The organism is Winogradskyella sp. PE311, assembly GCF_046545555.1.
Classification (GTDB): domain Bacteria; phylum Bacteroidota; class Bacteroidia; order Flavobacteriales; family Flavobacteriaceae; genus Winogradskyella.
This window is the reverse complement of record NZ_JBHZTH010000001.1, coordinates 911,468-931,811: the sequence shown is the minus strand read 5'-3', so window position 1 is coordinate 931,811 and position 20,344 is coordinate 911,468. Positions and strand designations below refer to the sequence as shown.

At 32.7% G+C, this 20,344-nt stretch carries 19 protein-coding genes and 1 tRNA gene; 6 read left to right on the top strand and 14 right to left on the bottom strand.

The window, feature by feature from the left end; translation table 11 throughout:
- From ACFWU4_RS04090 to ACFWU4_RS04060, 7 genes are all read right to left on the bottom strand, one after another.
- Positions 1 to 1,182 carry a DUF4861 family protein gene (locus ACFWU4_RS04090; protein WP_411125127.1) on the bottom strand — a complete coding sequence of 394 codons (1,182 nt, stop codon included), beginning with the start codon at positions 1,180 to 1,182 and terminating at the stop codon, positions 1 to 3.
- A 50-nt stretch (positions 1,183 to 1,232) separates the two neighbouring features.
- Positions 1,233 to 1,931 carry a FadR/GntR family transcriptional regulator gene (locus ACFWU4_RS04085; protein WP_411127224.1) on the bottom strand — a complete coding sequence of 233 codons (699 nt, stop codon included), beginning with the start codon at positions 1,929 to 1,931 and terminating at the stop codon, positions 1,233 to 1,235.
- Positions 1,932 to 1,960: 29 nt separating this feature from the next.
- Positions 1,961 to 2,755 carry a gluconate 5-dehydrogenase gene (locus tag ACFWU4_RS04080; RefSeq protein ID WP_411125125.1) on the bottom strand — a complete coding sequence of 265 codons (795 nt, stop codon included), beginning with the start codon at positions 2,753 to 2,755 and terminating at the stop codon, positions 1,961 to 1,963.
- Position 2,756: 1 nt separating this feature from the next.
- Positions 2,757 to 3,596, bottom strand: a complete 840-nt coding sequence (gene kduI / locus ACFWU4_RS04075; protein WP_411125123.1) for a 5-dehydro-4-deoxy-D-glucuronate isomerase — start codon at positions 3,594 to 3,596, stop codon at positions 2,757 to 2,759.
- 62 nt (positions 3,597 to 3,658) lie between these two features.
- A complete protein-coding gene (gene uxuA, locus ACFWU4_RS04070) occupies positions 3,659 to 4,846 on the bottom strand; it encodes a mannonate dehydratase (RefSeq protein WP_411125121.1) in 1,188 nt (395 codons plus the stop codon).
- 10 nt (positions 4,847 to 4,856) lie between these two features.
- Complete coding sequence (locus ACFWU4_RS04065) at positions 4,857 to 5,684, bottom strand: SDR family oxidoreductase (protein ID WP_411125119.1); 828 nt, start codon at positions 5,682 to 5,684, stop codon at positions 4,857 to 4,859.
- A gap of 394 nt (positions 5,685 to 6,078) precedes the next feature.
- Positions 6,079 to 6,160, bottom strand: a tRNA-Leu gene (locus ACFWU4_RS04060).
- A 119-nt stretch (positions 6,161 to 6,279) separates the two neighbouring features.
- Between ACFWU4_RS04060 and ACFWU4_RS04055 the strand changes: the two genes are divergently transcribed.
- Together ACFWU4_RS04055 and ACFWU4_RS04050 are read left to right on the top strand one after the other, a co-directional pair.
- Positions 6,280 to 7,668: a dipeptidase gene (locus tag ACFWU4_RS04055; RefSeq protein WP_411125117.1), complete on the top strand. Its 1,389-nt coding sequence runs from the start codon at positions 6,280 to 6,282 to the stop codon at positions 7,666 to 7,668.
- Positions 7,669 to 8,919 (top strand): DoxX family protein, encoded by a 1,251-nt coding sequence (locus ACFWU4_RS04050; protein ID WP_411125115.1) that lies wholly within the window; start codon positions 7,669 to 7,671, stop codon positions 8,917 to 8,919.
- On the opposite strand, the gene ACFWU4_RS04045 is transcribed toward ACFWU4_RS04050, so the two are convergent.
- Positions 8,920 to 10,305 carry a M28 family peptidase gene (locus ACFWU4_RS04045; RefSeq protein ID WP_411125113.1) on the bottom strand — a complete coding sequence of 462 codons (1,386 nt, stop codon included), beginning with the start codon at positions 10,303 to 10,305 and terminating at the stop codon, positions 8,920 to 8,922.
- 116 nt (positions 10,306 to 10,421) lie between these two features.
- Here ACFWU4_RS04045 and ACFWU4_RS04040 point away from each other — a divergent pair, with 116 nt between their 5' ends.
- The 4 genes from ACFWU4_RS04040 (at position 10,422) to ACFWU4_RS04025 (ending at position 16,092) form a co-directional block, all read left to right on the top strand.
- Entirely contained in the window at positions 10,422 to 10,787 is a 366-nt protein-coding gene (locus ACFWU4_RS04040) for a BlaI/MecI/CopY family transcriptional regulator (RefSeq protein WP_411125111.1), read from the top strand.
- Between the two features lies 1 nt (position 10,788).
- A complete protein-coding gene (locus tag ACFWU4_RS04035) occupies positions 10,789 to 14,358 on the top strand; it encodes a M56 family metallopeptidase (protein WP_411125109.1) in 3,570 nt (1,189 codons plus the stop codon).
- Between the two features lie 120 nt (positions 14,359 to 14,478).
- Positions 14,479 to 15,579: a DUF4407 domain-containing protein gene (locus tag ACFWU4_RS04030; RefSeq protein ID WP_411125108.1), complete on the top strand. Its 1,101-nt coding sequence runs from the start codon at positions 14,479 to 14,481 to the stop codon at positions 15,577 to 15,579.
- A 42-nt stretch (positions 15,580 to 15,621) separates the two neighbouring features.
- Positions 15,622 to 16,092, top strand: coding sequence for a YybH family protein (locus ACFWU4_RS04025; protein ID WP_411125106.1), 471 nt, complete (start codon positions 15,622 to 15,624; stop codon positions 16,090 to 16,092).
- A 100-nt stretch (positions 16,093 to 16,192) separates the two neighbouring features.
- Here the strand turns inward: ACFWU4_RS04025 and ACFWU4_RS04020 are convergent, their stop codons facing one another.
- The 6 genes from ACFWU4_RS04020 to ACFWU4_RS03995 all read right to left on the bottom strand — a co-directional run bounded on the left by ACFWU4_RS04020 (position 16,193) and on the right by ACFWU4_RS03995 (position 20,320).
- A complete protein-coding gene (locus ACFWU4_RS04020; protein ID WP_411125104.1) occupies positions 16,193 to 16,504 on the bottom strand; it encodes an STAS domain-containing protein in 312 nt (103 codons plus the stop codon).
- Between the two features lie 213 nt (positions 16,505 to 16,717).
- Positions 16,718 to 16,981, bottom strand: coding sequence for a DUF1272 domain-containing protein (locus ACFWU4_RS04015; RefSeq protein ID WP_411125102.1), 264 nt, complete (start codon positions 16,979 to 16,981; stop codon positions 16,718 to 16,720).
- A gap of 5 nt (positions 16,982 to 16,986) precedes the next feature.
- Complete coding sequence (locus ACFWU4_RS04010; RefSeq protein ID WP_411127222.1) at positions 16,987 to 17,562, bottom strand: PhnA domain-containing protein; 576 nt, start codon at positions 17,560 to 17,562, stop codon at positions 16,987 to 16,989.
- Positions 17,563 to 17,636: 74 nt separating this feature from the next.
- Positions 17,637 to 18,605, bottom strand: coding sequence for a type I phosphomannose isomerase catalytic subunit (locus ACFWU4_RS04005; protein WP_411125100.1), 969 nt, complete (start codon positions 18,603 to 18,605; stop codon positions 17,637 to 17,639).
- A gap of 32 nt (positions 18,606 to 18,637) precedes the next feature.
- Positions 18,638 to 19,111, bottom strand: a complete 474-nt coding sequence (locus tag ACFWU4_RS04000) for a family 2 glycosyl transferase (RefSeq protein ID WP_411125098.1) — start codon at positions 19,109 to 19,111, stop codon at positions 18,638 to 18,640.
- A gap of 21 nt (positions 19,112 to 19,132) precedes the next feature.
- Complete coding sequence (locus ACFWU4_RS03995) at positions 19,133 to 20,320, bottom strand: response regulator (RefSeq protein WP_411125096.1); 1,188 nt, start codon at positions 20,318 to 20,320, stop codon at positions 19,133 to 19,135.
- Positions 20,321 to 20,344: the final 24 nt, after the last annotated feature.

Below are 20,344 nucleotides of genomic sequence, written 5' to 3'. Positions count from 1 at the left end.
TTATTTTGATGGTGTTACAACGTTCACTTCTAAAGGGTTCTGTAAACAATTTGAGAATCGTGATAGGTAATTATTCCAATCTGTTTTAGTTTCAAACTGACCTGATTTCTTCCAGCCGAAACCTGCATAATATTCAAATGCTCTCGAAACATTTGATTGAACATATAAGTTGCTTTCATCTTTTCTATCAGTAAGATAATTATCAAAAGCTATGATACGTTTTGGATTCGTAATAATAACACCTTGGCCCAATTCTGAATCGTCAAACGGTTCCCAATAACTCATCCATCCTTCTTCTTTATTGGTAGTAACTTCTCCATCTTTTTTATGAGATGTTAAACCAACAGAAACTTTGTCTGTTCCACTTAATTCAACATTAAATCGCGTTAAATTTTGCCCATAGTCTAGAGAGATATGCTTTCTTTCTTTGATTACTTTACCATTAGCATCCCAATCTGCATAGTCTAAAATAAAGCTTGTTCTTATGGGACCTGTTGTTATCGTTTTCCAAGCCGTAAAATTTTTAGAGACTGAGTAAGTAGAATCTGTTTTTACAGCAATACCTCCAACACCACGACTAACACCAACATGAAAGTTATCTAATCCTTCACCAATATCCTTATGGTAAGCGCCTTTTTCAATAACACCCCTTGCATACCATTTATTAATAATGGGATATTCTACACGTTTTAACCAGGCGTCCATACCACTGGTTAAAGTTCCACCTTTAACACCATCTTCAATCATTTTTTGTGCTACAGGACCAAAAGTTCTAAAAGCTACTCTATTGTTTTCCCAGGCATAATCATCAGTACGCTCTGGTACAAAACGGGAATAGCACCATTCTTGGGTTTCGGTTTGTTCTGATTCGGGAATTAAAACAACTTCATATTTAGCTGTAGCATTTGCCTTTATTTTTGGTTGAAATAAAACAACATCCAAATTGCCGTCGTCATCATTATCAACAGTTTGTACAACTTCTAGTGTGTTCGTCTCCGTATTAAGAATACAGATATTATCAAGGTTTTCAATATTTAAATCAGATTTTGACAATTCGACTGTTTCGAATTCACGTTCAAATTCTAGTGAATTTTTTATTGTAATAATTGTACTTCCTTTATCATTAGAACAAGAACATATAAGTGAAACAATTACTAAAAATGAAAGCTTTTTAATATTCATTTTTTATTCGTTTTTGAGTTACACACTTTGGTAATAACATAATATTATTTTTAACTATTACAATAATCATAGAGCACCTTAAAATGTGCTCTCATTTTTTCTAGAGCTACTATTGATTCCTGATTTTTAATGGCATCAAAAATTGCTTGATGCTCATAAATAGCGCTGTGTGATAATCCTGAATCACAAATGTGATATTTTTCAAAATTTGTGATAATTTCTGGTGTAATCAATAGCATTATACTATTCATCGTCGTATTACCACTTGCTTTTGCTATAGCTAAATGAAACAATAAATCTTCTTGGACGGCATCTTCATTTTTTAACACTTTATTTTTGTACGCTTGTAAAGCGTCTTCCATATCAGTTAAATCTTCAATTGTTCTGTTTACAGCTGCTAAGCTAGTCGTCTTTAATTCTAATAAAATTCTCGTTTCTACCAAAGATTTAAAATCTGGATTATCTAATCTTAAAAGATTTTTTATGATACCGTTTATAGCAATTACACCAATATTTGTTATATATGTTCCACTTTGAGGTATTGATTTTAAAACACCATAAAATTCTAGTTTTTGTATGGCTGCTCTAATACTACCTCTGGTAACCTGAAACTTTTCTGAGAGCATTCTTTCTGAAGGTAATCTATCTCCTGGCTCTAAATTTTTATTATTGATTAAGTCTCTAATTTTAGAAACTATATCTTTTTGAACATCAAAATCGTTTACTTTTAATGAGGTTTCTAGCTTCATAGGTTCACTGGTCATAGACATAGGTTAAATTAAAGTTCATTTGAAGGCTTTCCTATAGTAGCTAAAATACCACCATCAACATACAAAATATGCCCATTAACAAAATCACTTGCTTTTGAACCTAAAAAGATAGCGGCACCGGCTAAATCATTTGGGTCTCCCCATTTTGCTGCAGGTGTTCTTCCTACAATAAAATCATTAAACGGGTGTCCATCTACTCTAATTGGTGCTGTTTGCGACGTCGCAAAATAACCTGGTCCAATACCATTAACTTGAATATTAAATCGCGCCCATTCTGTTGCCATATTTTTAGTCAACATTACTAGACCACCTTTTGCTGCTGCATAGGCACCAACGGTATTTCTGCCCAATTGACTCATCATAGAACAAATGTTTATGATTTTTCCTTCTTTTCGCTCCATCATGCCTTTAACGACATGTTTAGACACTATAAACGGGCTAACTAAATCTATATCTAAGACTTGCTTAAAGTCTTCAACTTCCATTTCAGCTAAAGGTGTACGTTTTATTATGCCTGCGTTATTGACGAGAATGTCGATGTTACCAACTTCAGATTCAATTTTTGAAATATTAGCAATAACTTCAGATTCATTAGCTACATTAAACTTGTAACCTTTAGCATTAATGCCTTCTTTTTTATAGTCAGCTACGGCATTATCAATTTTTTCTTGTGAGGAATTCCCATTAACAACAATCGTTGCTCCTGCTTTTCCTAAACCCATGGCCATGGCCATGCCTAAACCGTGCGTACTACCAGTAACAAGAGCTACTTTTCCTTTTATATTGAATAATTCTTGAGACATATTATCTTAAATCTGTAATTTTTGCAACATCCATGTCATTGTAATCTAAATTCTCACCAGCCATTCCCCATATAAAGGTGTAGTTAGATGTTCCTGAACCTGAGTGGATAGACCAAGGTGGTGAAATTACTGCTTGATGATTATGCATCCAGATATGACGTGTTTCTTGCGGTTGTCCCATAAAGTGGCAAACAGCTTGTTCTTCTGGCACATCTAAGTAGAAATATATTTCCATTCGTCTGTCATGAACATGCGCTGGCATGGTATTCCAAACGCTTCCTGTTTTAAGTTCTGTCATTCCCATTTGCAATTGGCAAGTCGTTACAATACCTCCAATAATCATTTGGCTAACTGTTCTGTGATTTGCAGTTTCTAAACTTCCCAATTCTATTTTATTAGCTTCTGCTAAACTTGTCTTTTTAGTAGGAAAGGTTTTATGTGCTGGTGCAGAATTCATGTAGAATTTTGCAGGATTGCCTGCATTATCACTTTTAAAGGTCACGTCTTTTGCTCCTTTACCAATGTATAAAGCATCTTTATGATTTATTTTAAACGTTTCACCATCTACAACAATACTTCCGTCACCACCAACATTAATGATTCCAAGTTCGCGACGTTCTAAAAAGAAATCCGCTTTTAAAGGATCAATCGTTTCTAATTTTAAGTCTGAAGTTGGCACTGCACCACCAGCCATGTAACGATCGTAATGTGTATAGACAAACTTTACTTTGCCTGGTTGCATTAAATCTGGAATTAAAAATTCATCTCTTAGTTGCTGTGTGTCGTATTGTTTTACTGCTTTTGGACTTGAAGCGTATCTTGTTTCGAATGTTGTTGACATAGTTTTATTTTATTTTTTAGTTCTCGACTGCGCTCGAACGGACAATCTTAGTTTATTTAAATTTATAATGAACGCCTAATACCAAGTTCTAAGCCACGTAATTCGGCTAAACCTCGCAGACGTCCAATCCCTGAATATCCAGGATTTGTTTTCTTTTTTAAATCATCTAGCATTTTATGACCATGATCTGGTCTAAATGGCATACGTAAATCTTTACGGCCTGCTTTTACTCGTTTTTGCTGTTCTAAAACTAAGGCTTTCATCACGGCATACATATCTACATCTCCTTCTAAATGGTCTGCCTCATGAAAGTTACCTTCTGCATCGCGCTTTGTAGCTCTTAAATGTATAAAGTGAATACGATCTCCTAGTCGTTCCACCATACCTGCTAAATCGTTATCTGCTCGCACTCCGAATGAGCCTGTACAAAATGTAAGCCCGTTATTTGGACTTTTAACCGCATCATATAAATCTATTATATCTTGTTCTGTGCTTACTACTCTAGGTAATCCTAAAATTGGAAATGGTGGATCGTCTGGATGAATACACATTAACACACCAGCTTGTTCTGCAGATGGGATAATTTCGGATAAAAATGAAAAGAGATTTGCTTTTAATTCCTTTGGTCCAATGTTATTATAAGTTGCCAGGATAGTATTGAATTCTTCTAAGGTATAACCTTCTTCAGCTCCAGGTAAACCTGCTATAATATTTCTTACTAGTTTTTTCTGGTCATCGTCCGAAGCATTTTTAAGATAGGATTTAGCCGCTTCTTTTTGCGCATCAATATAATCATTTTCTGCTCCAGGTCGTTTTAATAAGTACAACTCAAATGCTGCAAAAGCGGCAGCTTCAAAACGTAGTGCAGTAGATTTATCATTAACTTCATAATCTAAGTTGGTACGTGTCCAATCTAGTACTGGCATAAAGTTGTAGCAGACAATATCGATTCCGCATTTACCCAGATTCAAAAGTGTTTGCTTGTAATTTTCGATGTATGTTTTGTAATTACCAGATTTGGTTTTAATGTTTTCGTGAATTGGTACGCTTTCTACCACTGACCATGTTAAACCAACACTTTCTATTTGAGTTTTACGTTCTTTGATGGCTTCAACTGTCCAAACGTCTCCATTTGGCACTTGATGTAAAGCAGAAACAATGCCTGTTGCTCCAGATTGTTTTATATCTAAAAGAGAGACTGGATCGCTAGGTCCATACCATCTCCATGTTTGTTCTAATTGTAAATTCATGTATTGTATTTTAAACTCCACTATAGGCTGCAAATCCTCCGTCAATTGGCACGACAACTCCTGTCACAAATTTAGATCCTTCACTACACAACCATAATGTTGTGCCTACTAAATCCTCAGGCTCACCGTAACGATTCATTGGCGTTTGGTCTATAATTTGTTGACCACGTTTGGTTAAACTGCCATCTTCATTTGTGAGTAATGAACGATTTTGGTCAGTTAAGAAAAATCCAGGTGCTAAGGCATTTACACGAATACCTACTTGAGAAAAGTGAACTGCCAACCACTGTGTAAAGTTAGACACTGCTGCTTTGGCACCACTGTAGGCTGGAATTTTAGTTAAAGGTGTAAAGGCATTCATTGAAGAAATATTCAACACACTACAACCTTCGCGACCAACCATATCTTCTGCAAATACTTGTGTCGGAATTAATGTTCCTAAAAAATTAAGGTTAAATGTAAACTCAATTCCCTTTGGATCTAAATCGAAAAAGGTTTTAAAGCCTTCTGTAGTATTTTTTAAATCTTCTATTTCTAAAAACGGATTAGAGGTTGTTCCTAAAGGATGGTTTCCACCAGCTCCATTAACTAATATATCAACTTTACCAAAGGCAGCATTGACAACTTTCTTTGAAGCGATTAAAGAATCTTTCTCTAAAACATTGGCTTCTACTCCAATGGCATTTCCGCCATTTCTATTTATTGTATCAGCAACTTTATCAGCAGCTTCCTTTCTTAGGTCTAATACTGCAATTTTGTGTCCTTGTTCTGCTAAAGCTTCGGCGAGTGTACTGCATAAGACACCACCTGCTCCAGTTAATACAATTGTTTTACTCATTTATTATTTTTAGTATTTAAAATTTAGTTTCTAAAGTAATGAATTAATAGGGTTAAAGTTAATTTGTAATCTAATTAATTGTATCCTGTCCTGTCATGCTATTTCAGTAAACTTTATAGCATCAGTTACTTATAAATATATTCAGAATAATTAAAACATTAACTATGATTAATAGTATTTGCGATAAGACATTTAAAGTCAAGGTCTATAAATGTAAAAAAGAGAATTATCCACACTAAAAAAAGCAACTCAATTAAAGTCAGCTTTTATTATTCTATAAAAAAGGGGAGACTTGCTTCGACTGCACCAAACATAAACTTCTCACCTACTTCATATAGCATCTATTTAAGGTATAAAAAAAGCCGACTACTTATAGTCAGCTTTTGTTATTTTGTACAGGCGGAGAGACTCGAACTCTCACACCTCGCGGCACTAGATCCTAAGTCTAGCGTGTCTACCAATTCCACCACGCCTGCATTAATTTCCCTTAAATCGGGATGCAAATATAAACAATAGTTTCAATATTCAAATAGGATTTATTTAAGAAAATAATCGTTGTTTAATTCTTATTTTTGTTTAAAACCAAATTCATTTTATGCAAACCATACAATCTTATATAAAAGAAAATAAAGATAGATTTCTAAATGAGCTTATAGATTTATTAAAAATACCTTCAATTAGCGCAGATTCGGCATATAAATCTGATGTTTTAAAAACGGCAGATATTATTAAAATAAGTTTAGAAGAAGCAGGATGTAACCATGTTGAAATTTGTGAAACCGACGGTTATCCTATCGTTTATGGCGAAAAAATAATTGATAAAAATCTACCTACAATTTTGGTTTATGGCCACTATGACGTGCAACCGCCAGACCCATTAGGTTTATGGAATTCACCACCTTTTGAGCCTGTAATACAAAAAACTGAATTACACCCAGAAGGCGCAATATTTGCTCGTGGTGCATGTGATGATAAAGGGCAAATGTATATGCATGTTAAGGCCCTAGAATATATGACTTCTAATAATGAATTGCCTTGCAATGTAAAATTTATGATTGAAGGTGAAGAAGAAGTTGGTAGTGTAAATCTTGCAAAATATGTTGTTGCCAATAGAAAAAAGCTTCAAAATGATGTTATCCTAATCTCCGATACTGGTATGATTGCGCAAGACGTGCCTTCCATTACAACTGGACTAAGAGGTTTAAGCTATGTAGAAGTTGAAGTTACTGGTCCTAATCGCGACTTACATTCTGGTTTATATGGTGGTGCTGTAGCAAATCCTATAAATGTATTAACTAAGATGATTGCATCACTTCATGATGAGAATAATCATATTACAATTCCAGGATTCTATGACAATGTTGAAAACCTTTCTGAAGCAGAACGTGCTGAAATGGCAAAAGCGCCATTCTCTTTAGATGCGTATAAAAAATCATTAGAGATTAACGCAGTATATGGGGAAAAAGGATATTCTACCAATGAACGCAACTCAATTAGACCAACTTTAGACGTTAACGGAATTTGGGGAGGCTATACAGGCGAAGGTGCAAAAACAGTAATTGCAAGTAAGGCCTATGCAAAAATATCTATGCGTTTAGTACCAAATCAAGACTGGGAAGAAATTACTCAGTTATTTAAAACACATTTTGAAAGTATTGCTCCAAAAGGTGTTACGGTTAGAGTAACACCTCATCATGGTGGGCAAGGTTATGTAACTCCTATAGATAGTATTGGCTATAAAGCAGCTTCAAAAGCTTATGAGCAAACTTTTGGTAAAACACCTATACCTCAGCGCAGTGGTGGTAGTATTCCTATTGTCTCACTTTTTGAAAAAGAGCTACAAAGTAAAACTATTTTAATGGGCTTTGGTTTAGATAGTGATGCTATTCATTCACCTAACGAACACTTTGGTATTTGGAATTACCTTAAAGGAATTGAGACTATTCCATGGTTTTACAAGTATTTTACTGAATTAAAAAAATAAATGTTACTTAGTCAAGCATATATACCCGAATGGTCGCTAAAAAGTAAATTACTTTTTAGATTTATTTTTAGCTATTTCATTCTGTACATAGTATTGATGTTTGCAAATGGTCTATTTGAAACTCCTTTTAAATGGATTGGCAAAGAAATTTTAGGTTTCAATTATGAGTTCGATGTAAGTGGCTATGGAAGTGGAGACAACACCTTTGCTTACATAACACTATTTGTTAATTTTTGCGTTGCCATTATTACTTCTGTTCTTTGGTCGATAATTAATGCTAAAAGGAAAGAATATAACATTCCACTTTATTGGCTATTAATTGTTTTACGGATATTCTTAATATCTGCAATGTTCCTTTATGGTTTTGTGAAAGTTTTTCAAATTCAATTTCAACAACCGTCTTTTATTAAATTGTTGCAACCTTTAGGTGAATTTTCTCCAATGGGTCTTGCATGGAATTATATGGGATACTCTAAAGGTTTTGGACTGTTCGCTGGTCTAATGGAAATTATAGGTGGGCTCCTTCTAGTTTTTAGACGAACATCTACTCTCGGTGCTTTTATAATTATCGGTGTAATGGCACAGGTGGCAATGATGAATTTAACATTCGATATTCCTGTTAAAATTTTTTCAATCCACTTAATTCTAATGTCAAGCATCATTTTTATGACGGATATAAAACGATTTGTCTTAGTGTTTATAAAAAATGGAGCAACAAAAAGTTACGACTTCTATTATCCTAATCGAATTAGAAAAAATCAAAGACTAATTAGTAAATTAAAAAAAATACTAGTTCCACTATTTTTAGTAGTAGCCACTATTTTAAGCTATTTGGGTGCGCTCAATATAAGTGATGAAAATCACAGACCTCATCTTTATGGAATATGGGAAACAGAGCTATTTATAGTAAATAATGATACAATACCACCATTAATTACTGACAAAAATCGATGGCGTTATTTAATTATTGAAAGAAAAAAAAGAGCTACTGTAAAGACTATGACAGAGCAGTTAATACCATACTCATTTATTACGGACACCCTTAATAATCAAATAAAAATACATCTAGCAGATAGTAAAAAAGATGACTATAATTTCAAATTTAATAATATAGAACCTAGCTATCTTAAATTATACGGAACTTTAGGAAACGATAGTATTAGTATTCGTTTTAAGAAAAAAAGTTTAGACAGTCTACCATTGACCTCTCGATCTTTTCATTGGATTAACGAACGTCCTTTTAATAGATAACTATTCCTTAACAATTTTAAACGTTGAAGATTTTGTTTCTGATGTTATAGTAACAAAATAAATCCCTGAATTAATATTATTGAAGCTAACCTCTGTTAACTCTTTTTGAGAATTATAAGTTTCTATTAGTTTCCCAGAAATATCGTGTATTAAAATCCTTATTTCAGTCTTTGTTAAGTTCTCAATTCTTAAAATTGATGTTACCGGATTAGGAAATACATTTACTTCCCACTCCAAAAAATCTTCAGTTGATAAAACTGAGAAATTAAAACATGTACTCATTTCTGTACAACTACCATTATTTACTTCTACAGCATAATTACCAGTAGCTAAAGGAGTAAAAACTTGATTAGTTTCACCTGAAATTGGTGCACTTGTATCGCAATTAAACCACTGATAAGTCCCAGAAGTAGAATTTGCAATTAATTCTGTTTGAGTCTGTGTAACTGTATTATCTAAAGCAATTAAACCAGATTTTGTAGCCATATATGCAGTAACTAATTTGGTTAACTCCGTCATATAATGAAAGTCTATATCCTCTTTTTGATCTCCAGACGTATGATAATCTGGTGTTTGATCATTAGTTTCCCAAGATTCTCCTACGAGCACAGCTGAGTAACCTTGATTCCAAAAACGAGAATGGTCGCTTGCCGATGTTCCAGGGTTAACAACAATAACATCTAAATCAAAAGTATATGTATTTAAAATGGCAATTAAATCGTCTTTTATGGAAATAGAGTTAGCTATATTACGAACATCTATATCGAACTCGTTATCGCCAACTGTGCCAGGTGCATCACCATCATAACCAATCATATCCATATTTACAACTCCTAAAATATTATCTCTAGTATTACCGTTAGTCTCATCCGCAGCTTGCTGCGCATAATAATTAGCACCTAATAATCCTATTTCTTCTTCATCCCATAGCGCATATACTATAGTGTTATCTAAACACTGAGAAGATAAAATTCTTGCTATTTCCAATACAGCTGAGACACCAGTGGCATTATCATCTGCACAAAATGTAGTAACAGAATCATAATGTGCACAAACAATATAAATATCATTAGGGTTGGTTTGACCAATTTGAGTAGCTATAATATTTTTTCCGTTTGTATTAAAATTTTGGACACTGACCGAAAGGTTTGGTAATGCAGACAAACGCTCTTCTATATAGTTTGCAGCTAAGTCATTATTACTCTGAACGCGACTAACAATAGTTTGTGATGTGCCATTAATGATAGTTGCTTGTTCTCCTGAAAGCTCTGATACACTTAATTGCAAGTTTGCATTACTAACTTGATTAATAATATCTTCGATTGACTGTGAAAAAGATAAATTAACACCTACTAAAAAGAATAATAAATAGCCTATTTTCTGCATAATTTGGGATAATTTGTACTTAAACAAATATAACTATTTGCTTTCTTTTGAATGTTTATTTTGCCAATTCAATTTTATACTCTACATTTGTAGAGTTAATTCTAAACATGTAGAGCATGCAACTTTCTAAAACCGAAGAACAATTAATGCAATATCTATGGAAGCTCGAAAAGGCTTTTATGAAAGACTTACTAGAGGTTTACCCAGAGCCTAAACCTGCAACGACTACAGTTGCCACATTATTAAAAAGAATGATTGGTAAAGGCTTTGTAGACTATAAAACCTATGGTAAATCTCGAGAATATTTTCCATTAGTAAAGAAAGAAGATTACTTCTCAAAGCATGTTAATGGACTCATCAAAACATTTTTTAATGATAGCGCCTCTCAATTTGCTTCCTTCTTTACGCGTAAAACAGATCTTACTAAAGAAGAGTTAGAACAACTTAAAACTATCATTGATAAAGAAATAAAAAATAAGTAATATGGAAACGTATTTATTTAAATTCTCAGCATGTTTAGCCATTTTTTGGCTGATTTATGTTCTATTGTTAGAACGTCAGAAAATGCATCGTTTTAAGCGTTTTTATTTATTGGGTGCATTTATTGCTGCCTTATTAATCCCTTCATTAACCATAACAAAATATATAGAACCAATAGTTAACGATTTTGAATTTTCTTCAAACTTCACTATACCAGTAGAGTCTTCCGTTACGGATGTTCCCATAGAAACTCCTCCATTTTGGAATTTAGAAGCTGTTCTATGGTTAATATATGGCCTTGGTGTCTTATTATTCTCATTACGATTTATTGTGAATCTTGCTAAAATGTATCATAGAATTTCTAAAAATGAAACCATTATAGAAGAGTCTTTTATATACGTTTTATTAAAAGAGTGTCGCATTCCGCACTCGTTTTTTAAGTATCTATTTTTTAATAAAGACACTTATAATAACAATGCAGTGCCAAAAGAAGTGTTACTTCACGAACAAACGCATGCCAATCAATTACATAGTTTAGATATTATTGGTATTGAGATACTTCAAATTATATTTTGGTTTCATCCACTCATTTACATTTTTAAACACCATATAAAACTTAATCACGAATTTTTAGCAGACCAAGCCGTATTAGGAAAAGGTATCGATACCAAAACCTACCAAAATATATTATTACAATTTTCATCAAGCACACAAAAGCATCAGCTCAGTAGTGCCATCAATTATTCATCCATCAAAAAACGATTTACAGTTATGAAAACACAAACATCAAAAACCAGAATTTGGTTGAGCATGTTATTGCTTTTACCAATTATTGCTATTCTCTTTTACAGTTTTGCAGAACGAGAATATGTACAGAAATACGACTCTGAAATTGCAGATCCAATTAAAGCAGAACTAGAAAAAGCGAATGACCTACAATTAGTTTATACAGATGGTGCTTCTGAAGCAATGATGAAGGAATACAAAGACTGGATAGAGAAATTAAATGATAAATCCTCAGCCCTATTTATTCCTGTAGGTACATTTGAGCGCTTAGCTGCTATCTATCACCTTATGAACAAAGCGCAACGCAAATCTGTTGGGACATATCCTTCTGTTTTAGAACATGTTTTCACTCAAGCGTCTTTTAGTGATTACAGAGCACTTACCAAAATATATTCTAATGCTATTCAAATCTATTTAAAAGGTTCAGAAACAGATAATTCTGAACTTAGAATTTTAAAAGCACAAGCTGATAAAATATACAATCAATTTACTAAAGAAGATTTAGATAAATACAATATCTTACCTACACCACCTGTTCCTGCTGAAAAGAAATTTAGATCATCTCAACCTAAAACTAAAATATCTAGAGGTGGTCCAAACTTTGAAAACACTCAAGAAACATATAACCCTACTTTTTTAGAATATATCATTGAAATGGAAGAAAAAGGTGCTTCCTTTTACTTAGATGGTGAAAAAATCTCATCAAAAGAAGCTAAATCCATTGCTAGGAACACTAAAGGTAGAAGCACTGAAATGCTTACTCAAAAAGATACTAAAGGTAAATATATTGTGAAGCTTTCTAAGTCTCAAGAAAAAGTCACACAAAAACAATTAGCAGAATACAATACTTGGGCAAAAAAGATTCATGATGAAAGTAAACCAATTACTAAAGATGCTACTTGGTTTCCTCCTATTGACGAGCAAGACTTAATCAAATTCTCAAAAATCTATAAAAGAATGTCTCCTCAACAGAAAAAACAAGCTGTTGACTACCCTTTTCCAGGTCTTGATGTAAAAAGTAACGATGAAAAAATTTCAATATCGCCAAAAATAAAACAACAAAAAGCAACAAAAGAGGAAGTTGCAGAATACAATAAACTGGCTAAGCACTGTAATTCTCAACTTGAAAGCAAGTTTCCAATCATAAAAGTTAAGGATGTAAAAAGGGTAGAATACTTATATGGTATAATGTCTGAGGACCAAAAAAAGAACGCAGAATCGTATCCCGATTTTTCAAAAGTACCACCACCTCCACCTCCACCACCAGCGCCAGAAAGAGCTACAGTTATTGAAATTGCAGAATACGATGTTTGGGCTAAAAAAATGAATGCAGCCATTAAAAAAGCAGAGTCTGGTAATAACAAAAGTTACTACCCAAGAATTAAGAAAGAAGATTACGATAAATACAATAACATATACAGTAACTTAATGACTGAAGCGCACCGCGAAACTGCCGAACCATGGCCAAATATTCCACCTCCGCCTCCACCAAGTCCAGAAGCGCCAGAAAGAGCTACAGTTATTGAAATTGCAGAATATGATGTTTGGGCTAAAAAACTAAATACTGCTATGGCAAAAGCAAAAGAGAGTAACGATTACACAAATCTTATTGTAAAACAAAACGATGTAAAAAAACACAAAGCTATATACGATAAGATGACAGAAGCTCAGAAAAAAGTAGCAGAGCAATGGCCAAGTTTTCCACCGCCTCCACCTCCGCCAGAATCGCCATTAGACTTTGTAATTAGAATGGCTAAGACCAATGCTAAATTCTTTTATAAGTTAAAACCTATTTCGTCTGATAAAGCCATTGAAATATTAAAGAAGAATCCAAAATTACATCTCAACGCGCAGAAAACTGACACTAAAGAACCTCTAATCTATATTTCTAACAAGCCTATACATATTGGTGAGAAAGGAAATAGCTCTATGAAAGAAAAAGGTGGGCCAAATGCAGAAGATTATGCTAGTTACAGTATTTCAGAAAGAAAGGCTGAATACATTAAAAAATACAAACGCTATGAGAGTTTACGCTATTCTAAACCTCATTTTATTAAAAAATCGAAAGCTAAAAAACAATTAATGAGTGATTTATGGGTAGAACTAAGACAGACCTATTTCTTCAAATTAACTAAAGCTGAAAAAGAAAACTTAAAATTGCCAATAACACCATTTGCGCCTTATGTTAAAATAAACAAAGATGGTAAATCGTATTACAAAGTTAATAGTCAATTAACTGATGAAGAACGTAAAGCAAGTTCTATGTTGTCCCTAAAAAAGCCTATAAATTTTATAGGTTTAGATTTATTAGAGGACTCTGACCCAATCGTTATACCCATTGGCACATACAAACTCGAAAAAGAACCTGCTAAGCCAAATGAAACTAAACGTAAAGTTTTAATTTCTATTTCTGAAGATGGTGTGTATTCAGTAAGTCAGGATAGTTCTTTAAAAAACTTCAAATCAATTTCTTTAAAAGCGTTAGAAGCCTTAGTTGTTAAATTATCTCAAGACGAAATAAATAACACATTTGTTTTCTGTCAAAATAAAGATTTTAAAAAATTCAGATCCAAACCATCAAACTCAACAGAATATCAAAATGATATTGAGGTAATACTAGTAAAAGACGATATTAGATTTAATATCATCGAATATAATGGTAAGTACAAAGAGCATCCTTCTTATCAGTTAGTTTTAGACAATGGTGCATCAGAGAATTTGAAATCTCATGTTACTCGACTTACTAAATTATTCAAAAAGCATGGAATTAGTAATTTGACTATATAAAATTAGACAGAATTTAAATCAAAAATTAAAGTCTCTTATATGAGGCTTTTTTTACATAAAAATGTAACAAATCATAGGTTTTAGCGTTCTAATAGACAATCAATCAAAAAATCAATTCTTATGCTTAAGCAATTCTTTATCCTTTGTTCGGGAGCCGATACAGATATTTTAGAAGACTGTTCTATTGGAGAACAAAATAAATATGCTGGTATTGGCGCTACAGTTTTCTTTACGGCACTTATGGCGACTATTGCCTCTAGTTATGCGCTTTATACTGTTTTTGACAATCTCTATACTTCAATATTTTTTGGGCTAATTTGGGGTTTACTCATTTTCAATTTAGACCGTTATATCGTTTCAACAATCAAAAAACGCGATAATGTCATTGATGAAATATTACAAGCGACACCTCGTATATTTTTAGCTGTAATTATAGCTATTGTAATCTCTAAACCTTTAGAACTCAAAATTTTTGAAAAAGAAATTAATCAAGTTTTACTAGAACAAAAGAATGATTTAACCTTAGCGAATCAGAACCAGATTGCTGAACAGTTTAATCCAAAAATAGCCGAATTAGAAAATCAGGCTTTAGGTTTACAATCTCAAATTGATGCAAAAGAAACTGAGGTTAATGCCTTATACGATACTTATATTTCTGAAGCAGAAGGAACCGCAGGTACAAATCTTTTGGGTAAAGGTCCTGTTTATAAAGAAAAACGTGAAAAGCACGATGCTGGTTTAGCAGAATTACAGCAACTAAAAACAGACAATAAGGCCAAAATCACAACTTTAGAAAATGAGATTATAGCGCTACAAGGCAACTATAAAGCTAATGTTGCAGAATCACAACCAGTAATTGATAATTTTGATGGTTTAATGGCAAGAGTTACTGCTTTAGGTACTTTACCTTGGCTACCATCATTCTTTATTTTCCTATTGTTTTTAGCTATAGAAACGTCTCCTATTATTGCGAAACTCTTGTCACCAAAAGGTGAATTTGATTTTAAACTAGAAGATCAGGAAACTGCAATAAAAGCCTGGACGACCCAACAAGTTAGTGAGCGAAAATTATTAGTTAAAACGGATAACGAAATCAACAATAAAGTCTACACAGAAATTGCCGATGAGGAGGAAGTTATGAACTACAAGCGCAAAAAAGCACGCGAACTTATGCAACACCAAGCAGATGCTTTTTTAAAAAAGCAAAAAGGTATACTTTAATATTTAGTTATTACATTTAGGTTGAAATAATAAAACGACCTTATGAAACCTATTTACACCATTTTATTAGCACTATTGTTTGTGAGCTGTATAAGCGTAAAAGCAGATGTAACAACAGAACAAACTAAACAAACAACAACATCACCTAGTGAGGCTGAAGCAGCAATTCGATTAGTCATGGAAGCCCAAGAGATTGCTTGGAACAATCACGACCTAGAAGGCTTTATGCAAGGCTATTGGAAAAGTGATTCTTTAAAATTTTATGGTAGTAATGGTTTAACGCTTGGATGGGAAAACACACTTGCTAACTACAAAAAAGGGTATCCTACCAAAGCAGAAAGCGGCACCTTAAATTTTGTTATTAATGATATTTCTAATATTGAAGGTGACAACTATTGGGTTATGGGTGAGTACCATCTAAAGCGCGAAGTTGGGGATGCAGATGGTGTGTTTATTATTATATTCAAAAAGATTAATGGAGCTTGGAAAATAGTAGCTGACATGTCTTGTTAAATATCTCAAATAAAATCAAAAAAATAAAGTGTATCCGAAACACCTATCTATCACCATAAATGCATTGGAAACACTTTACAAATATAAGTTATATGGATAATTAAGCTGCCACGATTGCATTAGAAGACATAGATACAGTTGGCTCTTCAGCCTTAAAGTGCTGGTAAAGCTCTTTGCATCCAAAACCAACAATAGATAATCGCTTAGCTTTTGTAATAGATTCATTATGTAATCTCGCTAAGGCCATTACACCTGCTCTATCAATGCTATGTACACTTTCGATATTAATTAAGATGTTATCTAATTTATCAAAAATATTAGCAAATGTAGAATTAAAGGTTTTCAAATTAACCTTGTTCAAAGTTCCTTTAATCTGAAAGTGATTGTTGTAGTTTGTAATTTCTAAATCCATAATAAATAATGTTTAAAGCGTTCATACTAATTTGGGGCTATTAATCAGTAAACTTGGTGCTATTAATTAGAGGGATGTCCACAATATCGAACATATTTCTTGTTGCTGTATAAGAAAATCGATAAATGGTAATTTTGACTAGATTATTCGGGAAGGTTTGTTTATTTTTTCGATAAACAACACATTAATAATAAGTTAAAAAGAGAAAGTCACTTACCTAGTTTTTATATTTTGAAGATGTTTTTTTATATCAACTGGCTTATATACAATATGAGTTGAAACGGGATACTTTTTAAGAAGATGCAGTGGTCTAATCGGTCGTTTTTCAAATCCACCGCCACAATTTGGACATACCTTTTGCAATAGCTCTACACAATCTTTACAATAAGTACATTCAAAAGTACAAATCATAGCTTCTTCTGAGTCAAATGGTAGTGCTTTGTTACAGTTTTCGCAAGTCGGTCTTATTTCTAACATGTAAATTATATTTTCTTTACATACTCAGTAATAATTACAATTCTGGTTGGCCCTACTTTACCTTCAATATAGGTTTCATTTTCATGATCTAGTCTTATATTTCTAACTGCAGTGCCTTGTTTAGCTACCATGCTAGAGCCTTTTACTTTAAGATCTTTGATTAAAACAACTGAATCACCATGATTTAAAACTACACCATTAACATCGCGATGGATTAATTTGTCGGCTTCCTCTTCTCCATCACCAGATGCTTTAGCTAATTCTAAAACATTGTCCTCTAGATACATCATACCTAATAAATCTTGCGTCCAGTCTGCTTCAATTCTATTTAGCATTCTCCAGGCCATAATCTTTACAGCTTCATGCTCACTCCACATGCTATCATTAAGGCATCGCCAATGGTTAGCATCTATTTGATTAGAGTCAGTCATTTGCTCAATACAAATATTACAGGCATAAAGGGCTGTTTTATCTGCACGCTCTTTAATATCAGGAATATTGTAACCTGTTAACTTATCAGTATTACCACATAACTCGCAAGTAGTGTTACTTCTTTGCTTTAGTATACGCTCTAGGCTCATAGATTCTTTTATATTCACAAATATAACGAATGGCCTTTGGCAATGATATAAAAGTGATAAGTTTAAAACGTTATTTAATCAATATAAACCTCTAGTAATTTACCTGCTTCTGAGTTAAAGGTCACTTTATCTGATGTTGCTGGAAGTAAAATAGTTTCACCCATTTTAAGGCTTTCTGTTTTATTATTCATTGTAACTTCAGCGTTTCCTTCAACACACATAAAAATTATAAAAGAATCTAACCCACTATAATCTCTTGTCTGCTGTCCGTTTACTTCAAAAATATTGGTTGTAAAGAATTCACAATCTACAAGATTACTTGTTTTATCTTTATCAAGTTTATAATCACTTTTACCACTAGACTCGAATACTTTAGTTGCTTCTATGGCTGAAGTTGTATGTAGCTCTCTTCCTTGACCACTATCGTCTGTTCTGTCCCAATCATAAACACGATATGTCACATCGCTTGTTTGTTGTATCTCTGCAGCCAAAACACCAGCGCCAATGGCATGTATTTTCCCAGCAGGTATAAAATAGCTATCACCTTGCTTAACTTTAATGGTATTAAAAATAGAATCTACATTTGTTGCATTAATATGACCTAAAAGGTTTTTATCGATTTCACTATTTTTTAGGCCTAGCACAATTTCTGCATCATCATCACTATTCATAATGTACCACATTTCGGTTTTACCGAAAGAGTTGTGTTTTTCACTAGCCATTTTATCATCTGGATGTACTTGAACCGAAAGATGTGTCTTAGCATCTAAGAATTTAATTAATAGTGGGAAGTTTTCACCAAATCTATCAATATTCTTTTTTCCTAAAAAATCGCCTTTAAAGGTTTTTAAAAGGTCATTTAAAGATTCCCCTTTATAGTGTCCGTTAGAGGCTATTGAGATGTTATCCTGAACTCCAGAAATCTCCCAACTTTCACCTACATTTTTAGAGTCTGAATCTTTATTTAAAATTTTGGAAAGTTTTTCTCCTCCCCATATTTTTTCTTTTAGTATTGGTCTGAATTTTATTGGATATGCTTGCATACGATAATATTTTGTAAACTAGATAATTAAAACTAATTTATTAATGATTTTTTTGAATTTACCGTTTTTAAATAGTCAACAATCGAGAATATACTTTTAAAAAGCGATTGCTTTATTTTTTGTCTTTCGATAGTTTTTAAATTTAAATCTATAATCATTTTATGATTAACGACTACACTCTCAACAAGTGTATTTAGACTCTCACCATTTAAAATTTTGTTGACATTAATAAAGCCAATATGTTTGAGATTATATTGATTAAACATATACCTTGCTCCTGCTCTTTTTGCGGCATTTTCAGAAGCATGTTTCTTAATTTCTACAACTGAGACCTTTTTTTCACAGGATTCTTTTATATCTAATAATAAAGAAAGAGTTCTGTCTTTACTAAAATTATCAACTAAGCATAACTCCATATTTTGAGAATCATTGATTTGCTTTATAATAAAATCCTTGTCTATATGAGTTTCATTGTTATTAAATATTATGATAATACCTATTCTCATCTTTATTAAGTTTTAAAAAGATTAAATCGTCTTAAGTACTTTAGCCTTAAGAATTTTATTTTTCATCTTTTTTGTTCTGTAAACCCAGGCAATTTGAGCTAATTGCCCAACAATTTTAACAGAGTCTTTCATAGACAATTTAGAGCCATCAGCATGAATCCAGCGCTTTAAAGGCTGTTCGCACAACATAGTTTTTGCTTTTTTTAATCCATAACGAATTGACATTCTTTTAAAGATCTCAACATCAAAAATCCACTGTGTTACAAATTTTTCTTTAAAGGCAATATCTATCACATCCTTACTAAAAATTTTAGCACCACATTGCGTGTCTTTAAAATCCATTGAAAGAATTTTTCTGATAATAAAATTAATCGTTAAACTGATGATTTTACGTGCAGATTCTTTGGTAATATCTGCGCCCATCCTAGAAATACGCGATCCACTAACAATTTTGAAGTCGGTTGTTTCTATGGTCTTAACTAAATCGTCAAAATCTGCTAGATCTGTAGATAAATCCGCATCTAAAAAGCCAATATAATCTAAGTCATCTTTCTCTGCCATAAACAACATCCCTAATCGAACAGCTTCGGCTTTACCTCCATTTTTTTCACAATCATAAACCGTAATATAATCTTCTCTTCCTTTTCTTAAATCATTTAATACTTCTAATGTCTTATCCTTACTGCCGTCATTAACAAAACATAAATGATAACCAGAATTGGTCTTGATATAGTTTAAGAATTCGTCACTTAACAAACGTTCTTCTTCGTTATAGCATGGAATAACAACACCTACACATCGCTGCTGAATCATAATGTCGCTATTACCTTTAACTTCGCTTCCCTTAGCAGGGACACCAATTAATCGTTTTACTCTTACACATATTTCATTAAGACTTAATGGCTTTTTCATATAGTCATTAATCCCTAGTTCATAAGCTTCCATAATAGTATTGTCTTGTGTATTTCCTGACAACACCATTATCGGAATTTGATCATTTTTTGTTTTTCGTATATGTTTTATAATATCTAAACCTGAAACACCTGGCATATTAATATCTACAATAACCAAATCTGGACTGTATGAATTGTAAACTTCTAAAGATTTATAAGCATCTGTTTCTATAACTACTTCATAACCTAACTCGGTTAAACGTTTTTGCATTGGAAGTAAGACTAATTGTTGATCATCAATGGCTAAAACTTTCATAAAAAATGTATTTTGATTATAATT

Excerpts from the sequence above, each read along its gene's own strand:
- ACFWU4_RS04090 (WP_411125127.1), bottom strand. The coding sequence starts at position 1,182 with ATGAATATTAAAAAGCTTTCATTTTTAGTAATTGTTTCACTTATATGT.
- ACFWU4_RS04085 (WP_411127224.1), bottom strand. The coding sequence starts at position 1,931 with ATGAAGCTAGAAACCTCATTAAAAGTAAACGATTTTGATGTTCAAAAA.
- ACFWU4_RS04080 (WP_411125125.1), bottom strand. The coding sequence starts at position 2,755 with ATGTCTCAAGAATTATTCAATATAAAAGGAAAAGTAGCTCTTGTTACT.
- kduI (WP_411125123.1), bottom strand. The coding sequence starts at position 3,596 with ATGTCAACAACATTCGAAACAAGATACGCTTCAAGTCCAAAAGCAGTA.
- uxuA (WP_411125121.1), bottom strand. The coding sequence starts at position 4,846 with ATGAATTTACAATTAGAACAAACATGGAGATGGTATGGACCTAGCGAT.
- ACFWU4_RS04065 (WP_411125119.1), bottom strand. The coding sequence starts at position 5,684 with ATGAGTAAAACAATTGTATTAACTGGAGCAGGTGGTGTCTTATGCAGT.
- ACFWU4_RS04055 (WP_411125117.1), top strand. The coding sequence starts at position 6,280 with ATGCAAACCATACAATCTTATATAAAAGAAAATAAAGATAGATTTCTA.
- ACFWU4_RS04050 (WP_411125115.1), top strand. The coding sequence starts at position 7,669 with ATGTTACTTAGTCAAGCATATATACCCGAATGGTCGCTAAAAAGTAAA.
- ACFWU4_RS04045 (WP_411125113.1), bottom strand. The coding sequence starts at position 10,305 with ATGCAGAAAATAGGCTATTTATTATTCTTTTTAGTAGGTGTTAATTTA.
- ACFWU4_RS04040 (WP_411125111.1), top strand. The coding sequence starts at position 10,422 with ATGCAACTTTCTAAAACCGAAGAACAATTAATGCAATATCTATGGAAG.
- ACFWU4_RS04035 (WP_411125109.1), top strand. The coding sequence starts at position 10,789 with ATGGAAACGTATTTATTTAAATTCTCAGCATGTTTAGCCATTTTTTGG.
- ACFWU4_RS04030 (WP_411125108.1), top strand. The coding sequence starts at position 14,479 with ATGCTTAAGCAATTCTTTATCCTTTGTTCGGGAGCCGATACAGATATT.
- ACFWU4_RS04025 (WP_411125106.1), top strand. The coding sequence starts at position 15,622 with ATGAAACCTATTTACACCATTTTATTAGCACTATTGTTTGTGAGCTGT.
- ACFWU4_RS04020 (WP_411125104.1), bottom strand. The coding sequence starts at position 16,504 with ATGGATTTAGAAATTACAAACTACAACAATCACTTTCAGATTAAAGGA.
- ACFWU4_RS04015 (WP_411125102.1), bottom strand. The coding sequence starts at position 16,981 with ATGTTAGAAATAAGACCGACTTGCGAAAACTGTAACAAAGCACTACCA.
- ACFWU4_RS04010 (WP_411127222.1), bottom strand. The coding sequence starts at position 17,562 with ATGAGCCTAGAGCGTATACTAAAGCAAAGAAGTAACACTACTTGCGAG.
- ACFWU4_RS04005 (WP_411125100.1), bottom strand. The coding sequence starts at position 18,605 with ATGCAAGCATATCCAATAAAATTCAGACCAATACTAAAAGAAAAAATA.
- ACFWU4_RS04000 (WP_411125098.1), bottom strand. The coding sequence starts at position 19,111 with ATGAGAATAGGTATTATCATAATATTTAATAACAATGAAACTCATATA.
- ACFWU4_RS03995 (WP_411125096.1), bottom strand. The coding sequence starts at position 20,320 with ATGAAAGTTTTAGCCATTGATGATCAACAATTAGTCTTACTTCCAATG.